The 19,081-nt window shown below is 39.1% G+C and carries 15 protein-coding genes; 14 read left to right on the top strand and 1 reads right to left on the bottom strand.

The annotated features are described in order from the left end of the window. Nucleotides 1-66 precede the first annotated feature (66 nt). From ezrA to BMX18_RS01715, 14 genes are all read left to right on the top strand, one after another. Complete coding sequence (gene ezrA / locus BMX18_RS01780) at nt 67-1,791, top strand: septation ring formation regulator EzrA (RefSeq protein WP_074564051.1); 1,725 nt, start codon at nt 67-69, stop codon at nt 1,789-1,791. A 451-nt stretch (nt 1,792-2,242) separates the two neighbouring features. Then, on the top strand, nt 2,243-3,310 hold the full coding sequence (gene hisC, locus BMX18_RS01775) for a histidinol-phosphate transaminase (RefSeq protein ID WP_093814836.1): 1,068 nt from the start codon (nt 2,243-2,245) through the stop codon (nt 3,308-3,310). A 16-nt stretch (nt 3,311-3,326) separates the two neighbouring features. Next, on the top strand, nt 3,327-4,295 hold the full coding sequence (locus BMX18_RS01770; RefSeq protein WP_093814834.1) for an ATP phosphoribosyltransferase regulatory subunit: 969 nt from the start codon (nt 3,327-3,329) through the stop codon (nt 4,293-4,295). Further along, nucleotides 4,295-4,942 (top strand): ATP phosphoribosyltransferase, encoded by a 648-nt coding sequence (gene hisG / locus BMX18_RS01765; RefSeq protein ID WP_006532651.1) that lies wholly within the window; start codon nt 4,295-4,297, stop codon nt 4,940-4,942. Before BMX18_RS01770 ends, hisG begins: the two co-directional genes overlap by 1 nt. Next, a complete protein-coding gene (gene hisD, locus BMX18_RS01760) occupies nt 4,939-6,216 on the top strand; it encodes a histidinol dehydrogenase (protein WP_074560616.1) in 1,278 nt (425 codons plus the stop codon). Before hisG ends, hisD begins: the two co-directional genes overlap by 4 nt. Then, nucleotides 6,209-6,856 carry a phosphoserine phosphatase SerB gene (gene serB / locus BMX18_RS01755; RefSeq protein WP_093814832.1) on the top strand — a complete coding sequence of 216 codons (648 nt, stop codon included), beginning with the start codon at nt 6,209-6,211 and terminating at the stop codon, nt 6,854-6,856. Before hisD ends, serB begins: the two co-directional genes overlap by 8 nt. Nucleotides 6,857-6,881: 25 nt before the next feature. Further along, nucleotides 6,882-7,466 (top strand): imidazoleglycerol-phosphate dehydratase HisB, encoded by a 585-nt coding sequence (gene hisB, locus BMX18_RS01750; protein ID WP_039696589.1) that lies wholly within the window; start codon nt 6,882-6,884, stop codon nt 7,464-7,466. Between the two features lie 72 nt (nt 7,467-7,538). Next, nucleotides 7,539-8,147, top strand: coding sequence for an imidazole glycerol phosphate synthase subunit HisH (gene hisH, locus BMX18_RS01745; protein WP_093814830.1), 609 nt, complete (start codon nt 7,539-7,541; stop codon nt 8,145-8,147). 47 nt (nt 8,148-8,194) lie between these two features. Beyond that, on the top strand, nt 8,195-8,914 hold the full coding sequence (hisA, locus tag BMX18_RS01740) for a 1-(5-phosphoribosyl)-5-[(5-phosphoribosylamino)methylideneamino]imidazole-4-carboxamide isomerase (RefSeq protein WP_006532646.1): 720 nt from the start codon (nt 8,195-8,197) through the stop codon (nt 8,912-8,914). Nucleotides 8,915-8,917: 3 nt separating this feature from the next. Continuing rightward, a complete protein-coding gene (hisF, locus tag BMX18_RS01735; protein WP_074965180.1) occupies nt 8,918-9,676 on the top strand; it encodes an imidazole glycerol phosphate synthase subunit HisF in 759 nt (252 codons plus the stop codon). Beyond that, a complete protein-coding gene (gene hisI / locus BMX18_RS01730; RefSeq protein ID WP_039696592.1) occupies nt 9,673-9,993 on the top strand; it encodes a phosphoribosyl-AMP cyclohydrolase in 321 nt (106 codons plus the stop codon). Before hisF ends, hisI begins: the two co-directional genes overlap by 4 nt. 11 nt (nt 9,994-10,004) lie before the next feature. Further along, complete coding sequence (hisE, locus tag BMX18_RS01725; RefSeq protein WP_074564039.1) at nt 10,005-10,319, top strand: phosphoribosyl-ATP diphosphatase; 315 nt, start codon at nt 10,005-10,007, stop codon at nt 10,317-10,319. Between the two features lie 205 nt (nt 10,320-10,524). Then, nucleotides 10,525-17,181, top strand: coding sequence for a pullulanase (locus BMX18_RS01720; RefSeq protein WP_093814828.1), 6,657 nt, complete (start codon nt 10,525-10,527; stop codon nt 17,179-17,181). Nucleotides 17,182-17,325: 144 nt separating this feature from the next. Further along, a complete protein-coding gene (locus tag BMX18_RS01715; RefSeq protein WP_093814826.1) occupies nt 17,326-18,441 on the top strand; it encodes a glycerate kinase in 1,116 nt (371 codons plus the stop codon). Here the strand turns inward: BMX18_RS01715 and BMX18_RS01710 are convergent. After that, a complete protein-coding gene (locus BMX18_RS01710; protein ID WP_093814824.1) occupies nt 18,438-18,887 on the bottom strand; it encodes a YueI family protein in 450 nt (149 codons plus the stop codon). The two genes, BMX18_RS01715 and BMX18_RS01710, sit on opposite strands and share 4 nt — an antisense overlap. Nucleotides 18,888-19,081: the final 194 nt, after the last annotated feature.

The raw sequence follows: 19,081 nt of genomic DNA, 5'->3' as shown, positions 1-19,081 counted from the left end.
TATGTTATAATCGTAATGTTATAGCTATTTTTTACGATAAAAAAGACAATTTATAAGGAGTTTTAAATGTCGAGCGGAATTATTTTACTGCTTGTAGCAATAGTTGTTTTAGTTATTATTGCTTATCTAGTTGGCGTCATCGTACGCAAACGAAATGATTCATTGATTGCAAGTTTGGAAGAAAGAAAGCAATCGTTATTTGGATTACCAGTCAATGAAGAAGTCGAAGCTGTTAAAAATCTTCATCTTATCGGGCAAAGTCAAACAACATTTCGTGAATGGAACCAAAAATGGGTTGATCTTTCATTAAATTCTTTCTCAGATATTGAAAATCATATTTTTGAAGCTGAAGATCTTAACGATAGCTTCAAATTCATCAGTGCGAAACACGAAATCGACAATGTTGAAAGCCAATTGAATTTGGTTGAAGAAGATATCAATGCTATTCGTGAAGCACTTGCTGTTTTGAAAGAACAAGAAGAAAAGAACAGTGCGCGTGTGAAGCATGCTTTGGATTTATATGAAACACTTCAAGCTTCTATTTCAGAAAAAGAAGACAATTTTGGTTCAACAATGCCTGAGATTGAAAAACAATTGAAGAACATCGAAGCTGAGTTCTCTCAATTTGTAACACTTAATTCAACAGGTGACCCAGTTGAAGCCTCTGAAGTGCTTGATCGTGCTGAAGAACATACTATTGCACTTGGTCAAATTTCAGAACAAATTCCAGCCATTGTTGCTAAATTGGAAGATGATTTCCCAGATCAACTTGATGATTTGGAACAAGGTTACCGTCGTCTGCTTGAACAAAATTACCACTTCGCTGAAAAAGACATTGAAGCTCGTTTCCAAGAAGTGCGTGATGCAATCCGTGCTAACTCATCAGAACTTGTGACTTTGGATCTTGATCGTGCTCGTGATGAAAATGAACACATCCAAGAAAAAATCGATTCATTGTATGAATTGTTTGAACGTGAAATTGCTGCTCACAAAGCTGCGCTTAAAGACAGTAAAATCATTCCAGATTATTTGGCACACGCTAAAGCCAATAACGAAAAATTGGAACACGAAATCAAACGCTTGTCTCACAAGTATATCTTGAATGACAATGAAAACTTGAGCCTTCGTTCATTTACTAAAAACTTAGAAGAAATCGAACAAGAAACATTGCCAATTGTTGAAGTTTTTGACAACCAAGACAAACCATTCTCTGAACTTCAATTGATTTTTGATCGCACATTGAAAACTCTTGATGCGGTTGAAGAAGGTCAAATGCAAGTCTTCGAACAAGTTAAAAATATTGAACAAATCGAAAGCGTTGCTCGTCAAAGCTTAGATCAATACATTAATCGTTTGCACTCAATCAAACGTTACATGGAAAAACGTAACTTGCCTGGAATTCCTCAAGATTTCTTGAGCGCATTCTTCACAACAAGTAAACAGTTGGAAGTTTTGATCGATGAGCTTAGCCGTGGACGTATTGATATTGAAGCAGTTTCTCGTTTGACAGATGTTGCTACTGCAGCAATTGCTAATCTTGAAGAAGCAACTTATCAAGTCGTTCAAAATGCAACATTGACTGAACAGTTGTTACAATACTCTAACCGTTACCGTAGCTTTGAGCCAAGTGTTCAAAGTAGCTTTGAACATGCTTTGCATCTCTTTGAAGTGGACAACAATTATCAAGCATCATTTGATGAAATCTCATATGCACTTGAAACAGTTGAACCAGGTGTAACAGATCGTTTCGTATCATCATACGAAAAAACACGTGAACAAATTCGTTTCTAAGATGATATGTCATATAAGAAAAAGGTTTAGAAATTTTCTAAGCCTTTTTTTGTGCCTCATTTTCTCTATCTTGTTAAGTCTGCTTAAATTTTTTGGTGTAAATATAAAAAATTCTAAAAATTTAGCTTGATATTTTCAGAATTTTCTTGTAAAATAGCTTTAATATAAAAAAGCGATGATAGAAAAAGCCTAAGACAACAGACAGAGAGTGCTTGGTGGTGAGAAAAGCATGCAATCCTTAGGCGACACATTCTTGAGTGCGTGTGCGAATGCGTCTAGCTAGTAGTGCACGACGGATGGATCCACGTTACGGATTAGAAGTCTAGTACTTCATGAGAGCAGTTAAGGTGACTTGCTGTTGAATCAAAGGTGGAACCACGTTGTTAACGTCCTTGCAAAGTTTTTTTGCGAGGGCGTCTTTTTTATATCAGAAAATAGAAAGGATCTTATTATGACAACTATTAAAGGATTGAGAGAAATTGAACCTTACGTTGCCGGAAGCCAACCAAGCGGTGAAAATTTAATTAAACTAAATACAAATGAAAATGCTTATGGACCAAGTCCAAAAGTAGCAGAAGTTTTTTCACAGTTTGATGTCCATCAATTGCGAAAATATTCGACCTTGGATCAAAAATCATTACGTATTGCGCTTGCTAAGCAACATGGACTTGATCCTGATCAGATTATCGTTGGTAATGGTTCAGATGATATTTTATCAATGGCTTTTCTAGCTTTCTTTAATAGTGATGATCCAGTTTTATTTCCTGATTTGACTTATGGATTTTACAAGGTTTGGGCGGATTTATATCACGTGAATTACCATGAAATTCCATTGAATGAGCAGTTTGAGATTGACTCTAGTGATTACATTGCTGACAATGGTGGAATAATCATTACAAATCCTAATGCGCCAACTGGCATTTATAAATCGCTTGATGAGCTTGAAAAGATTATTCGTGCTAATCAAGATGTGGTGGTTATTATTGATGAAGCCTACATTAATTTTGGTGGTCAAACAGCTCTGCCACTGCTTAAAAAATATGAAAATGTTTTTATCACACGAACATTTTCAAAAGATGCTTCACTTGCTGGTTTGCGAGTTGGCTATGGTATGGGAAGTCCAAAATTAATGGCAGTGATTAATGCAGTTAAGAATTCCATTAATCCATATAATGTTGATTTGATTGCTGAAAAATTAGCACTTGCAGCTGTTGAATCTTGGGATTACTACGAAGACACTTGCCAAAAAATCATGTCAACCAGAGATTGGTTTGCAAAAGAGTTGAGATTTTTAGACTTTAAGGTTTTAGAATCAAAAACAAATTTTGTCTTAGCAGAATGTCCAGATAACGGTGCAGCCTTATTATTTGACTACTTACAAGCTAAAAATATTTATGTTCGCTATTTCCCAAAAGTTGAACGCATTAAAAATCATTTGCGCATTTCGATTGGTCGACAAGATGAAATGGAAGAAGTGCTTAAGGCGATTAAAGAATTCTTGGCTGTAGGTTTGAAATGATTTGAGGAGTGATGGAATGAAAAAAACGACTTTACCAGTAGGAATGCACGATAAATTATTCAAACGCGCACGTGTAACCTACAAAATTGAACGAGATATCAGTGATTTCTTGATGAGTCAAGGCTTTAATCGTATTGAAACACCGACCTTGGAACATTTTGAAGTCTTTAGCGATACGCTTAATAAAAATAATTATAATTTTTTTGATAAAAGTGGCGAACTGTTGACCCTTCGTCCGGATATTACTAGTCAGATTGGACGTGTGATTGCTTCAACCCAAGTTGAAACGCCGATTAAATTTTCATACTCAGGCAAGGTTTTCAAATACAATGAAGAAATGCGTGGCTTGATGAACGAGCACACACAAGCAGGGATTGAAATCGTTGGTTATCCAGCTAAAGAGGGGGTTTATGAAGCCATCGCTTCAGCAAAAGCATCGCTTGATAAGGCAGATATCCCATCTTACCAATTTGAGTTTTCACATGCTGGTATTTTACAAACGATTTTTGATGATTTGAACTTACCAGCTGCAGCGGAAAAAGAATTGGACGTGGCACTTAAAGACAAAAATATCACGCAATTAAATGAGTTAACGAAGAAATATCCAAGTGAATTTGACGATTTCTTGAAAAATTTGCCTTATCTTTTTGGTGAAAGTCATCAAGTGCTTAGCAAAGCTCGTAAGCTTGTTAAAAATGAGTCTGTCTTAGCTGCTTTGACTGATTTGGAAGATTTATTGGCACAGGTCTCTGATATTTTACCTGAGAGTCATATTGATTTAGCTCAAATTCCATCTATGCCATACTACACTGGTGTGATGTTTAAAGTCTTTGGGGACAAAGTTCCAGATGCTTTTGCTTCAGGTGGACGCTATGACAAGTTATTTGAACGTTTTGGCGCTAAAAAATTAACAGCGGTTGGTTGGGCAGTAGATATTGATGCCATTTACCAAGCAGTACACGATAGTTTAGAAGGAGGTGCCTAATGGAAAATCAAATTACGATTGCTTTGACCAAAGGACGTATTGAAAAAGATACCGTAAAACTTTTGGAAAAAGCTGGTTTTGACATGTCTTTTATGGCGGATAAGGGACGTAACCTAATTTTTGAAAGTCCGGACAAGAAATTCCGCTTTTTGCTTGTTAAGGCACCTGATGTGACAACTTATGTTCGACATGGTGTTGCTGATCTTGGGGTTGTCGGAAAAGATTTGCTTATTGAGCATCCGATAGGTTACCTTGAAATGCTTGATTTGAATTTTGGGTTGTGTAAGTTTTCTGTTGCTTCAACGGACGCTTACAAACCACATGATCACAAGCGCAAGCGTATTGCCACAAAATACCCAACAATTGCCACTGATTATTTTAATAAAAAGGGCGAAGATGTTGAAATTATTTCAATTCAAGGGAGTGTTGAAATTGCTCCAGTTATCGGCTTAGCGGATGCTATTGTTGATATTGTAGAAACAGGAAATACTTTGGTTGCCAATGGTCTTAAGGTTTACGAAGATATTTGCCGTATCTCAGCTCGCCTGATTGTTAATAAGGCGGCTTTGAAAAATAATCCAGAAATCATGCCATTTATCCAGAAGTTGGAAAGTATCGTTGGAAATGAGGAGGTAGCTTTTAAATGAAAGTTTTAACAGGAACAACAGAAGACATTTCAAAAATTCTCTATCAAGAGCAACTGGAATTAAGCAAAGAAAACCTTGATGTCGACGATGCGGTTCGTCAAATTTTGGAAGATGTCAAGAAAAATGGAGATGAGGCTTTAAAAGCTTACTCTGAAAAATTTGACAAGATTACTTTGGATAACTTTGAAGTGAGTCAAGATTTGATTGACCAAGCTTTTGAAGAGATTGATCCAGAAGTCTTAGAAGCTCTTAAAAACGCCAAAGCAAATATTGAAAGTTATCACAAACAACAATTGGAATCAGGCTTTGAAGACCAACCGACTGACGGTGTTATTCGTGGACAATTGATTCGTCCAATCGAACGTGCTGGGGTTTATGTGCCAGGTGGAACGGCAGCTTATCCATCATCAGTATTGATGAATGTGATTCCTGCGAAGATTGCTGGCGTTAAGGAAATTATCATGATTACCCCACCGCAAAAACATTTTGAACCTGCCATTTTGGTAGCTGCTTCACTTGCTGGTGTCGATAAGATTTTTCAAGTTGGCGGTGCTCAAGGGGTTGCGGCTCTTGCTTATGGTACAGAAACGATTCCTCGTGTTGATAAGATTACGGGACCTGGAAATATCTTTGTTGCGACAGCCAAGAAAATGGTTTATGGACTTGTTGGAATTGACATGATTGCAGGGCCATCAGAAATTGGAGTGATTGCAGACAGCTCAGCAAATCCTAAATACGTTGCTGCAGACTTACTTTCTCAAGCTGAACACGATGTACGTGCCCGTGCAATTTTGGTAACTGATTCGGCTGAATTAGCTGAAGCTGTTGAGGTTGAGATTGAAGAGCAACTTAAACGTTTGCCACGTGAAAACATTGCTCGTCCTTCAGTTGAAAATAATGGTCGCATTATCATTGCGGATTCAGTTGATGCGATGTTTGATTTGATGAACCAAGTGGCACCAGAACACTTGGAATTAGCTATGGATAATGCTTATGATTACCTTGATAAGGTGCAAAATGCAGGGTCTGTTTTCTTGGGTCATTTTACTAGTGAACCTATCGGAGATTACTATGCTGGAGCAAACCACGTCTTGCCAACAACAAGTACCAGTCGTTTTTCATCAGCTCTTGGAGTGCATGATTTTGTGAAACGAATTCAGTACATGCAGTACTCAAAAGCAGCTGTCAATGCGGCTAGTCACGATATTACAACACTTGCTTATGCCGAAGGCTTGCAGGCTCACGCTAAAGCAATCGAGGTGCGCCATGACTAAAGTAAAAGGATTGCTAGTGATGGATGTGGATTCTACACTCATCCAAGAAGAAGGAATTGACTTGCTTGGTGAAGAAGCAGGTGTTGGTGCAAAGATTGCTGATATTACAGCTCGTGCTATGAATGGTGAGCTAGATTTTAAACAAGCTTTGGATGAACGTGTGGGTCTCCTAAAAGGTTTGCCAGAAACAATTTTTGATAAAGTTTTAGCTCGCATGCATTTTACAAATGGGGCTGAAAAATTGGTGGCTGAACTTCACCGTCGTGGTTATAAAGTTGCCGTGGTATCAGGTGGTTTTCATGAAACTGTCGATGTTTTAGCGAAACGCATTGGTCTTGATTATGTCAAAGCTAATCGTTTAGAAGTTAAAGATGGACTTTTGACAGGAAAGGTGCTTGGTGATGTGGTTACCAAAGATGTTAAAAAAGCAAGCCTTATTGAATGGGCAGCTGAAAATGGCCTAGACTTAAGTCAAACCATTGCCATGGGAGATGGAGCCAATGACCTTCCGATGATTAAAACAGCTGGTATCGGAATAGCCTTTTGTGCCAAACCAGTTGTGAGAAAAGAAGCCCCTTACCAAATTAATGAAGCAAATTTGTATAAAGTGATTGATATTTTAGATAGTCAAAACAGATAGATAAAAGTATCAAAAAGGAGTTGTTATGAGACAAGCAGAGATTGAACGTAATACCTTTGAAACCAAAATTAAATTGAGCCTTAATCTTGATGCCCAAGAGCCAGTTTCTATTGATACTGGTGTTGGTTTCTTTGACCATATGTTGACTCTTTTTGCCAGACACAGCCGCATGTCTCTTGTGGTAAAAGCGGATGGAGACCTTCATGTGGATAGTCACCACACGGTTGAAGATGTTGGAATTGTGCTAGGTCAAGCATTGAAAGAAGCTTTGGGAGATAAGGCTGGTATCAATCGCTACGGAACGTCATTTGTGCCAATGGATGAAACACTTGGAATGGCAAGCCTTGATTTGTCAGGACGTAGCTACCTTGTTTTTGATTGTGAGTTCGATAATCCAAAACTTGGCAATTTTGATACAGAGCTCGTAGAAGAATTCTTCCAAGCCTTTGCTTTTAATGTCCAAATGAATTTGCATTTGAAGATTTTACATGGTAAAAATAACCACCACAAATCAGAAAGTTTGTTCAAAGCAACTGGCCGAGCTCTTCGCGAAGCTATTACCATTAACCCAGAAATTCACGGGGTTAACTCAACAAAAGGTTTGTTGTAATTAAAACTAGAAAGGAAAATCAGCCGAAACACTCTTATTTAGTGGTGTTTGCAAGGTTTGATAACTTAGCTAATGATTATTGTAATTGATTATGATGCAGGAAATACTGCTAATGTCTTAAGGGCTTTGAAAAAAATTGGTGTTCAGGCTGAATTATCCAGTGACCCGACAAAAATTTTAGCAGCAAGAGGTCTTATACTACCTGGTGTTGGAGCGTATCCAGCTGCTATGGCCGAGCTGACTAAGCGTGGTTTGGTTCCAGTAATTAAAGAAGCAGTTGCTAAAGGAGCACCGCTCCTTGGTATTTGCCTTGGAATGCAAGTCTTGACAGAAGTTGGTTTAGAACATCAAGAAACGAAAGGACTTGGTTTTATTCCGGGCGTTTGTAGAGAAATCAAAGCAACCAAAAACATGCCAGTGCCCCACATGGGCTGGAATAATTTGACAGTTAAACATGAAAGTCCTTTAACAGAAGGTCTTGAAGGACAGTCTGTTTATTTTGTTCACAGTTATTTTACAGATGTTCCAAAAGAATACATCGATGTGACTGCAAATTATGGCATTGATGTGCCAGCTATGATTCACAAGGACAATGTTTATGGTGCCCAGTTCCACCCAGAAAAATCTGGTGATGTGGGCTTAGGAATTCTAAAAAAATTTATTGCACTGTGTGAGAAATAAGTTTCACAGTTTTTGGGTAGCATTTTAAAAGAGAAAAGGAGTTTTATATGCAGATTCTTCCAGCGATTGATATCAAAGAAGGACAGGCGGTTCGTCTTTTTAAAGGTGATTTTAATCAAAAGACTGTTGTTAACCCTGATGTTATTGGTCAGTCTAAAATCTTTGCGCAAGCTGGCATTGATTTTATTCATGTTGTTGATTTAGATGGAGCTCTTGATGGACGAGCTACAAACCGTGATTTGATTGCCAAATTGAAAAAAGAATCTGGACTTGGTGTGGAAGTTGGTGGCGGTATTCGCACACTTGAACAGATTGAAGATTATCTTGCGGTAGGTATTGACCGTGTGATTATCGGCTCAATGGCCGTGAAAAATCCAGACTTTGTCAAAGCTGCTTTGGAAAAATTTGGTAGTGACAAAATCGTTGTCGGTATCGATGCCAAGAATGGCATGGTGGCTACAGAAGGTTGGCTTGAAACAAGTAATGTTGATTACATCAGCTTAGCTAAAGCCATGGAAAAAATTGGGGTGACTCTCTTTGTCTACACAGATGTTGACCGAGATGGGACACTAACAGGACCTAATTTTGAACACTATGAGCGCTTGGTGGCTGAGTTGACAACAGCTAAAGTCATTGCTTCAGGTGGTATTGCTGAACAGTCTGACTTGGTGAAATTGCAGGAAATCGGAGTTGCTGGAACAATCGTCGGTAAAGCTTACTATAATGGCAACATTAGTCTTGAAGAATTGAAAGCTTTTGGAGGATAGCTTATGCTGAAAAAACGCATTATTCCATGTCTTGATGTCAAAGATGGACGTGTGGTCAAGGGGGTTAATTTTGTTAATTTAACGGATGTTGGTGACCCAGTTGATGCAGCGCGTGCTTATTATGAAGCTGGATGTGATGAATTGGTGTTCTTGGATATCACAGCAACGCATGAAAAACGTGATACGACAGTTGATATGGTAAGACGTGTTGCGGACCAAGTTTTTATTCCCTTTACAGTTGGCGGTGGTATTCGTTCGGTTGAGGATATGAATAAAATGCTAAAAGCAGGTGCTGATAAAGTAGCTGTTAATTCCTCGGCTGTTGCCAATCCACAACTCATCAAAGAATGTGCTGAAAAGTTCGGTAATCAGTGTGTGGTATCAGCTATTGATGCTCGTAAGGAAGCAGATGGCACTTGGCATGTCTATGTTGCTGGTGGTCGCAAAGACACTGGTATTGATTTGATTGAGTGGGCTAAAAAAGTAGTCAGTCTTGGTGCGGGCGAAATTCTTCTAACTAGCATGGATAAAGATGGCACAAAATCTGGCTTTGATTTGGAAATGTTAAACGCTGTTGCTGATGTGGTGAATGTTCCTATTATCGCTTCAGGTGGTGCTGGAAATATTGAGCATATGGTTGAAGTCTTTGAAAAGACAACGGCCACAGGTGCTTTAGCTGCTTCTATTTTTCACTATGGAGAGGTATCGATTGCAGATACTAAAGCGGCTATGGCTGAAGCTGGAATTGAGGTGAGACGATGAGTGATATTAAACTTGATTTTGCCAAACAAGATGGACTTCTTCCAGTAATTGTCACTGACTACAAGACTGGTCAAGTGTTAATGCTGGCTTACATGAATGAAGAAGCTTATCGATTAACCTTGGAAACCAAGCAAATGCACTACTGGAGCCGTTCGCGTAATGAACTTTGGCACAAAGGAGCAACAAGTGGTCACTATCAATACGTCAAATCCATTAAAACCGATTGTGATTGTGACACGCTACTTGTGGCTGTAAAACAAGAAGGAGCAGCTTGTCACACAGGTGCTTACAGCTGTTTCTTCAATGATATTTTATAGAAAGGAAAACTATGTTAGAAACACTTTATAAAGAAGCCTTAGACCGTAAAGAAAATCCTAAAGAAGGTTCTTACACTAATTACCTTTTTGACAAAGGCTTGGATAAGATTTTGAAAAAAGTTGGTGAGGAAGCAACTGAAGTTGTTATCGCTGCTAAAAATGCTGACAAAGATGAAATCGCTAATGAAACGGCAGATGTTTTGTATCACTTGGCTGTCATGCTAGTTGAAACTGGTGTTACAACTGAGGATGTAGAAGCTGTTTTGAAAGCCCGCCAAGGCAAAAAAAGTAACGTTCACGACCGACCAGAAATCACAAATTACTAAGCAGAAGAGGTAGGAAAATATTTCCTACTTTTTCTTTATATCCTTAAAAGCAATCGATTGCACTAATTCTGGGAAATGTGTTAGAAATAAACTAGAATTAGTTATCTAAAAGCAAAATTTATTTTACGAAAACGCTTGCGTAAATATAAAGTATTTTGTATACTGAAAGCATAAAATACTACTAATTTTAAGACGGAGGTCTTTTATGAAAAAGGTAAGTCGGCTTTCTTTCCCAGAAAAGCGGGAGTACTTTGGGATTCGTAAACTAAAAGTTGGTGTTGCTTCGGTTGCGATTGCGACAGCTCTTTTTTGGGGTGCTGGATTAACAAGCGTTTCAGCAGATCAGATTACTGTTCAAGTAGCTTCTTCAGAAGTAGTCAGTGAGATGTCTTCCCCAGATGATAGCAGTGAGGCGCTTCTTGAGTCAGAGAAAGCTGCAAATGCTAATCAAACTATCGAAACAGTTACTTCTTCTGACGTAGTTGATAATAGCGAAAGTCAATCAACTGAGCCAGAGAGTCCAGTGGTAGAAGAAACTGAGCCAGAGTCACAGCCTCAAGAAGTTATTTCACAGACACAAGAGGTTCAAGGAACAGCAGCAACAGCTGAAATTGCTGATGTAAAAACAGTGACAAGTGCTGAAAACAGCAATCAGGTGAATATCCTAAAATCTTCTCAACCTGATAATCAAGTGTCAAATCCTCCAATTGCTGAAGATACGATTCGTGTGCATTTCCAAGCAGTTAATGATGATAATTACACTCAGTATGGCTTGTGGACTTGGGGAGCCGTAGCTGAACCGTCTGATGGTAATAATTGGCCCGCAGCGGCAACGCCATTTTCAGCAAATCAAAAAGATGACTTTGGTTATTATATTGACGTAAGACAAGCAGCCAGTCACGGTGATATTGGTTACCTCCTTCTTAAAAACGGTGAGAAAACTAGCGACTCTGACCAAAGCATCAAACCTTTATCAAAAGATGTAAATGAAGTTTGGGTTACGTCTGATTTTACGACTTACAGCTATAAGCCGTTGGCAGATGATCGCATTATTCGGATTAATTATAAGCGTGATGATGGTAATTATGACGGTTGGGGTCTCTGGGCTTGGGGCGATGTAGCTGGGCAATTTGGTGCATGGCCATCAGATGCTCTTGATTTCACTCAGGAAGGTGCTTATGGTCGCTACATCGACTTACCTTTGTCAAAATTATTAGATTCAAATATTGGTTTTTTATTGGTCAATCAAAATGACCCAGAAAAAGCTGGCAATAAAACGCTTGATATGAGTTTTTCTGATCGTGACATTCATAGTCAAATTTTCTTGCATAATGATGATGCGACTGTTTATACCAATCCGTACTATATTGCTACGGTGACAGGACAAGATTTTTCAAAAGCGACACCTGGAGTCCATAATATTTCAGTATCTGCAAGTAGCTATCGCCCTTTTAATTATAATGAAACTGATTTAATTGATGTGACAGTTACTAATCCAGAAAATGTTGAGATTACACGCATGCAAATTGATACCGCACAAATCGGTGGTGGGATTATTGAGATTTCGCCAGAGCTCAATCGTGTCACAATTACAGCAACGTCAGATACTCAGCCAGGAACTTATGAACTTCCTGTTCGAGTCTTTGATAAGGATAACGGTTATTACGATACAACAGTATTAGTTACGGTAACGAAACGTGTTAAACAAGCTGGAGAAGTAGACTGGGATGAACAAGTGATTTACTTCATGTTGACTGACCGCTTTTATAACGGAGACCCAAGTAATGACAACCCATATCATCAAGATTACGCTGGCGCAGTTAATCAAGCTGGTGTTTATAAAGGTGGAGACTTTAAAGGGGTGACTGCAAAGCTTGATTACCTCAAACAACTTGGTGTGACAAGTATTTGGGTTACCCCAATTGTGGATAATATTCCGCAAGATGTTAGCACAGAAGCTGGTAAAGAATATTATGCCTACCATGGTTATTGGGCAGAGGATTTTGAAAAGCTTAATCCGCATCTCGGCACACTTGATGATTTCCATGAGTTAATTGACCAAGCTGCTGAACGTGGTATTAATATCATAGTCGATGTGGTGCTTAACCATTCGGGTTATGGTACGGAAGATAAATTTGCAGGCATGGTGCGCACGCCAGAAGAAGACAAAGGTGATGATATCCAAGGTTCACAATCAGGTCTTCCAGATTTCAAGACGGAAGATGCAGCTGTTCGTGAGCAATTAGTTGCTTGGCAGACAGCTTGGCTTGAAAAATCAACAACCGCCAAAGGAAACAGCATTTATGCTTTTCGTGTCGACACTGTTAAACACGTTGATGACACGACTTGGCAGTATTTCAAAAATGAGCTAGCGCTAAAAGATGCTGATTTCCATCTAGTTGGAGAAAGTTGGGGTGCCAATTACAAAGATACCAAGGGTGATTTAGGCACTGGTAGCATGGATAGTTTGCTTGATTTTGGGTTTAAAGATATTGCTAAGTTGCTAGTTAATGGTCGCTTGAAAGAAGCAAATGATGAATTGATTGCCAGAAATGATGCGCTCACAAGTGCCTATACCTTGGCGCAATTTCTTGGAAGTCATGATGAAGATGGTTTCTTGTACAGTATTGGTGGCGATTTAAATAAACTAAAACTAGCAGCGACGCTCTTACTAACAGCCAAAGGACAGCCAGTCATTTATTACGGTGAAGAATTAGGTCAATCAGGTGCTAATAACTGGCCATATTATGATAATCGTTATGAGTTCGACTGGGACGACGTGGCTGGAAATGCAATTTTAGAACACTATCAAAAATTATTAGCTTTCCGTCGTGATAACAGTGAATTGTTGGCGCGTGGTAGTCACAGTACAGTAGCAGTTAATGATAGCCAAGGCTGGCTTCTTGCCAAACGAGCAAATGACTCAGATGCAGCTTATATTTTGTACAATTTGAAAGACCAGTCACAAAAACTTCACTTACTTTTATCCGAGGCAGCAACGGTGACTGATTATTACACAGGAACGACTTATCAAGCTCTTCTTGGACAAGACGGTCAGTATTATCTTGATATTGAAGCGCCAGCCATTTCAAAAGGTGGTACCATGTTGCTAAAAGTGTCTGCAGGTGCTATTACACAGGCTTTTATCGCTCAGACAGAAGAAGAGCCAATTGCTGAAAATACGCTGCGCGTTCACTTTAAGACCTTGCCATCAGATGATTTAGCCAGTCTTGGTTTGTGGACTTGGGAAGATGTCGAACATCCATCTGAATCTTGGCCAAATGGTGCGATTAATCTTTCTAATCTTAAACACGACGCTTACGGTTATTACATCGATGTGAAATTGGTCGATGGTAATCGTCACAAAGTTGGGTTGCTCATCAATAATACTAGTGGTGAGAATGTTTCAGGGGATAAGCTGGTTAACCTTATCAGCCAAGACATGAATGAAGTTTGGTTTGATGAGGATTATAATGCTAACTATTACGCCCCACTTGAAAAAGGAAAAATCCGTATTAATTACTATCGTAGTGATGGTAATTACAAGAATTTGGCAATTTGGTTGTGGGGCAGTGCAGACAGTTCCATCACTAGTCGCTTAGGTTCTTGGCCTGATGGTGTTGATTTTGAAAACTTTGGCAAATACGGTGCTTATATCGATGTGCCACTAGCCGATTTTAATGAGCTTGGTTTCTTGCTCCTTGATGAATCAAAAGAAGGTGATGCGGCTAAGATTCAACCAGACAATTACACCTTTAAGGATTTAGCTAATCAAACACAAATTTTCTTGAAAGATGAGGATAAGACCATTTATACGAATCCATATTTTGTAAGCACTATTCGCTTAACATCCGCACAACAAATTAGTCAATCAGAACTTGTCGCCATTATCAGCAATCTAGCAGACGCCGATAAAGCTGAACTTCTAGAAAATCTTAAAGTGACTGATAAAGCTGGCAATGTCGTTGCTATTACAGATATTACTCTCGATAAGGCAAGTAATAAAGTTATTATCGAAGGTGATTTTTCAAGTGACGGTCTCTATACAGTAAGCTACAATGGCGATCAATACCAAGCACAGCAAAGTTGGCAATACACAGATTCTAAGTATGCTTACGATGGTGATTTGGGAGCACGTGTTTTTGATAATGGAGCGCATGTTGATTTGACCGTTTGGTCACCAAGTGCAGACAGTGTTTCTGTTGTTCTTTATGATAAGAATGACCAAACCAAAGTCGTTGGCAAAATTGCTATGACTAAAGGGGGTAAAGGTCAATGGTCGGCTAGCTTAACACCAAGTCTTGGTTTAGGTATTAGTGATTATCGTGGCTATTATTACCACTATGAAATCACTCGCGGAAAAGAGACTGTTCTGGCACTTGACCCTTATGCTAAATCATTAGCTGAGTGGAATAGTGATTTGATTGGAACTGATCCATCTTATAAAGTGGCTAAGGCAGCTATTGTTGATACCAGTGCTATTGGCAATCAAGACTTGACTTATGCGGATATCAAAGGCTACAAAGATCGTGAAGATGCTATTATTTATGAAGCGCATGTGCGTGACTTTACGTCAGATACAGCCATTTCAGAAGAACTTCGCAATCAATTTGGTACCTTTGCGGCGTTTGCTGAAAAATTAGATTATCTTCAAAGTCTAGGTGTCACTCATATTCAATTGCTTCCTGTTATGAGTTATTACTACGTTAACGAAGTGATGAATAACAAGCGCTTAACAGATTATGCCTCAAGTAATACAAACTACAACTGGGGTTATGACCCACAAAGTTACTTTGCTTTGACAGGGATGTATTCTGAAAATCCAGCTGACCCAGCAAAACGTATCGAAGAATTTAAAAACTTGATTAATGAAATTCACAAACGTGGCATGGGAGTTATCCTAGACGTCGTTTATAACCATACAGCTGACCTTGCTATTCTTGAAGATTTGGAACCAAATTATTATCACTTCATGGAAGCTGATGGAAAGGCTAAGACAAGCTTTGGTGGAGGTCGCCCAGGAACAACTCACTATATGACACGACGTATGGTGCTTGATTCAATTGCTTATTGGACAAAAGAATTTAAAGTGGATGGCTTCCGTTTTGATATGATGGGTGACTTGGATGCTGAGACTGTTCAAATGGCTTATGACAAAGCAAAAGCTTTGAATCCAAATGTTATCATGCTTGGTGAAGGTTGGATTACTTATGCTGGTGATGCCAATGATAGCCATCAACCTGCTGACCAAACTTGGATGGCACACACAGACAGTGTGGCTTCATTCTCTGATGATATTCGTAATCTCCTTAAATCAGGGTATCCAAGTGAAGGTGCACCATGCTTTATTACAGGTGGGGTTAAAAATTTGCAAGAGCTCTTTAATAGCATAAAGGCTCAGCCAAATAATTTCACAGCAGATGATCCAGGTGATGTGATTCAATACATTGCAGCTCATGACAATCTAACCCTTCACGATATTATTGCTAAATCAATCCACAAAGACCCATCAGTAGCAGAAAATGAAGCTGAAATTTTACGTCGTCAACGCTTGGGAAATCTTATTATCTTGACTTCTCAAGGAACAGCCTTCATCCATTCTGGTCAAGAATATGGTCGTACCAAACAATTCCGTGATGAAGCTTATAAGACACCAGTAGCAGCTGATCAAGTCCCAGCAAAATCAGATTTGCTAACAAACGCTGATGGCACACCATTTGTTTATCCTTACTTTATCAGTGATTCTTACGATTCTACGGATGCTATTAATCATTTTGATTGGGCAAAAGCAACTGACGGCAAGGCTTACCCAGAAAATGCCAAAACGCAAGCTTATACCAAAGGGCTCATCGCTCTTCGTCGTTCAACAGATGCCTTTACCCTTAAGACAAAAGCTGATGTTGATAGCAAGGTCAAACTCATCACCATTCCAAATGAAAATGGAGTTGGTCAAGAAGATTTGATTATCGCTTACCAAACACAAGCAAGTAATGGTGACATCTATGCAGTCTTTGTCAATGCTGATAGCAAAGCGCGTGAGTTTGTCTTGTCAGATGATTACAAAGCTTTGTTGAACGCAGAAGTTCTTGCTGACGCCGATACCGCAGGTGTCGATGCTATCTTGAATCCAAAAGGTGTGGCGTTTACGGAAAATAGCATTACCCTTAATCCGCTAACAGCAACAATCCTACGTTTGAGAAAGGCAACTGCAGAAACAGAGCGTACCCTTTATGACCAAGCAAGTGGTGTAAGTGTCATTTTAGCTCCAGGTGAACGTGAAGAGATTACACAGATTGAAGTTCATCACAAGGAAACAAATGACAGTCAAATCCCTTCAGTCTTGCAAGGTAAAGACTATGATTTATATGATATTGAGCCTGAAGATGCTTATGGCCATGTTGTTAGCACAATTCAAAAAGATCAAGTCATCTTACCAATTGATGCTGGTAAAGCTGTTGCAGAAGTTTTCTATCTTCCAGAAAATGCACAACCGCAACTTCTAGCCTTTAGAGAAGTTAGCAAGTTAGTGGCTGGGCAAGTCGTTAAATTCGTCATCTTTGATGTTGACCACTTCAGCCAATATGGCATTGTTTATCAAGACCAAGTGGCAAAAACTGAAGTGCCAGCTAATTCGAATCAAGTGTCGAAAGCTACAGCGCCAGCCAAAACTCAAACTGGAGTCCGAAATCAAGCTGCTTCTCGAGTCCTTTCTGACCTTCAAAAAGTTGCTGTTACTGAAAATAGCACGGTTGCCTTGCCAGAAACTGGTCAAAAAGATAGTAAAACTCTAACGTTTGTTGGTCTTCTAAGTCTTGCCAGCCTAGCAGTGTTAGAAGTTAAAAGACGTCAAAAAAGTCATTGACATTTAAATACATTACTTTCCTTATATAAAGAGCTCCCCTTCTAAAATTGAAGGGGAGTTTTGCTTCGTATTAATGTTTTTGTAACCTCTTTCCTTTAAAAAATTATATAATAGTAATAAGAAATGTAAGGGGGAGTTGGTACTATGCATATATTAATTGCACCTGATTCATTTAAGGAAAGTTTGTCAGCACTTGAAGTTGCAAAAGCTGTTCAAAAAGGTTTTCGAAAAGCTATGCCAAATGCGACTTTTGATGTCATGCCTGTTGGTGACGGTGGTGAAGGAACTTTGGAAGCCTTGACAGACGGTCTTCATTTAAAACGTGAAAGCCACACGGTTACTGGCGCGTTTGGTCAACCAGTCGAAGCCCATTATGCGACTAATGGTCGATTGGCCGTTTTTGAAATGGCAGACATTTGTGGTTTGGAAAAAGTACCAATGAATCAGCGTAGCCCATTAACCCTTACGACAAAAGGTGTTGGTGAAATGATTGGTCACTTGGTTGACCTTGGTGTTGAAGAAATCATGATTGGTGTTGGAGGCAGTTCAACCAATGATGGTGGTCTGGGAATGGCGGCAGGTCTTGGCTATCGTTTCTTTGACAAAACAGGTCATGAAGTCGAAGCGGTTGGCGAACACCTTGGTGATATTACCATGGTTTCTTATGAAAGCTGTCGTTGGGATTTATCTCAAACGAAGGTGACAGTTATCACTGACGTGACAAATCCTCTATGTGGTCCAAATGGGGCAACTTACATCTTTGGGGGACAAAAAGGGCTTGCAAAAGATGACTTTGCAAGCGTTGATAAAGATATGGAAAGATTTTACCAAACTTTCTTCCCAGCTGTTTTGGATTTGGCTGGAGCGGGAGCAGGTGGCGGAATGGCAGCAGGTTTAGCAGCCTTTGCTGGAGGTCAAATCATTTCTGGCATTGATGCTGTTCTTGACATGCTTGATTTTGACCAACGTGTTCAGAAAGCTGACATCGTTGTTGTCGGCGAAGGACGAATGGATAAGCAAAGTCTTTCAGGTAAAGCTCCTGTTGGTCTAGCACAGCGCACACCTCGTGGTAAATTAGTCATTGCTATCTGTGGTAGTCTCAAAGATGATTTACCAAGCTTTCCGATTTCTAACATTCAAGCAGCCTTTCCGATAATTGCTGACGTTGATACTTTAGAAAATACCCTTGATAAAGCCGAGCAAAATCTGGAACGCACCGCCCAAAACATCGGAAATTTACTAAGCTTTACTAGATTTTAATCCTTGTTAAATATTTTTGACCAGAAGCCTTTTTTAGGGGCTTCTTTTGGTTTTTCAGCTGTAGCCGGAAATTGTTCAGATAGTAGAGGATTAGCTACATTTTCAGCCTTGGTTGAATGAACGATAATGCCGTAAGGTGATTGAGCATTCTTCTCATCAACAATGGTCGCTTGAATATTTTTGTCTTGAGCAATCTTCATGTAAAACATTTGGTTTGAGACGGAGAGTTTTGGAGAAATTTTAACTAATATTGTGTCGTATTGTTTAGCTAATTGTCCTAAAATATCACTAAAACGATTTTTAACCTCTTCAAAACGACTATCTTCAAGAGGAATTGATAAGACGACACGTTCGGCAAAAGTTCCAAAATAAAGACGTTGTTCATCAGGATTTAAGCGCTTTTCGCCTGTTGCGGCTTGTAAAACTTTATTTTCTAAATCAGTCATAGCAGGACCCTCCATATGTTCTTACAATCATTATAAGTTAAATTTACTAAACTGTCAGATTTGGGCTGTTTTGTTATTGAAAACTGTGAAAAGCTATGAAAGTTGGTAGCGATTTTCAAAATTTCTCGTTTTTATTTGCTTAAGCGCCGATATTATGGTATTATTTTAGTGTAAAAATATTAAAAACTCATAAG

Origin of the sequence: Streptococcus sp. 45, from assembly GCF_900108865.1 — a bacterium.
Classification (GTDB): domain Bacteria; phylum Bacillota; class Bacilli; order Lactobacillales; family Streptococcaceae; genus Streptococcus; species Streptococcus ruminicola.
Note: the sequence above shows the minus strand (reverse complement) of the source record. Positions and strands in the feature narration are given on the sequence as shown.

What these genes read in the sequence shown, in the direction of transcription:
- ezrA (WP_074564051.1), top strand. Translation starts at nt 67, where the DNA reads ATGTCGAGCGGAATTATTTTACTGCTTGTAGCAATAGTTGTTTTAGTT.
- hisC (WP_093814836.1), top strand. Translation starts at nt 2,243, where the DNA reads ATGACAACTATTAAAGGATTGAGAGAAATTGAACCTTACGTTGCCGGA.
- BMX18_RS01770 (WP_093814834.1), top strand. Translation starts at nt 3,327, where the DNA reads ATGAAAAAAACGACTTTACCAGTAGGAATGCACGATAAATTATTCAAA.
- hisG (WP_006532651.1), top strand. Translation starts at nt 4,295, where the DNA reads ATGGAAAATCAAATTACGATTGCTTTGACCAAAGGACGTATTGAAAAA.
- hisD (WP_074560616.1), top strand. Translation starts at nt 4,939, where the DNA reads ATGAAAGTTTTAACAGGAACAACAGAAGACATTTCAAAAATTCTCTAT.
- serB (WP_093814832.1), top strand. Translation starts at nt 6,209, where the DNA reads ATGACTAAAGTAAAAGGATTGCTAGTGATGGATGTGGATTCTACACTC.
- hisB (WP_039696589.1), top strand. Translation starts at nt 6,882, where the DNA reads ATGAGACAAGCAGAGATTGAACGTAATACCTTTGAAACCAAAATTAAA.
- hisH (WP_093814830.1), top strand. Translation starts at nt 7,539, where the DNA reads ATGATTATTGTAATTGATTATGATGCAGGAAATACTGCTAATGTCTTA.
- hisA (WP_006532646.1), top strand. Translation starts at nt 8,195, where the DNA reads ATGCAGATTCTTCCAGCGATTGATATCAAAGAAGGACAGGCGGTTCGT.
- hisF (WP_074965180.1), top strand. Translation starts at nt 8,918, where the DNA reads ATGCTGAAAAAACGCATTATTCCATGTCTTGATGTCAAAGATGGACGT.
- hisI (WP_039696592.1), top strand. Translation starts at nt 9,673, where the DNA reads ATGAGTGATATTAAACTTGATTTTGCCAAACAAGATGGACTTCTTCCA.
- hisE (WP_074564039.1), top strand. Translation starts at nt 10,005, where the DNA reads ATGTTAGAAACACTTTATAAAGAAGCCTTAGACCGTAAAGAAAATCCT.
- BMX18_RS01720 (WP_093814828.1), top strand. Translation starts at nt 10,525, where the DNA reads ATGAAAAAGGTAAGTCGGCTTTCTTTCCCAGAAAAGCGGGAGTACTTT.
- BMX18_RS01715 (WP_093814826.1), top strand. Translation starts at nt 17,326, where the DNA reads ATGCATATATTAATTGCACCTGATTCATTTAAGGAAAGTTTGTCAGCA.
- BMX18_RS01710 (WP_093814824.1), bottom strand. Translation starts at nt 18,887, where the DNA reads ATGACTGATTTAGAAAATAAAGTTTTACAAGCCGCAACAGGCGAAAAG.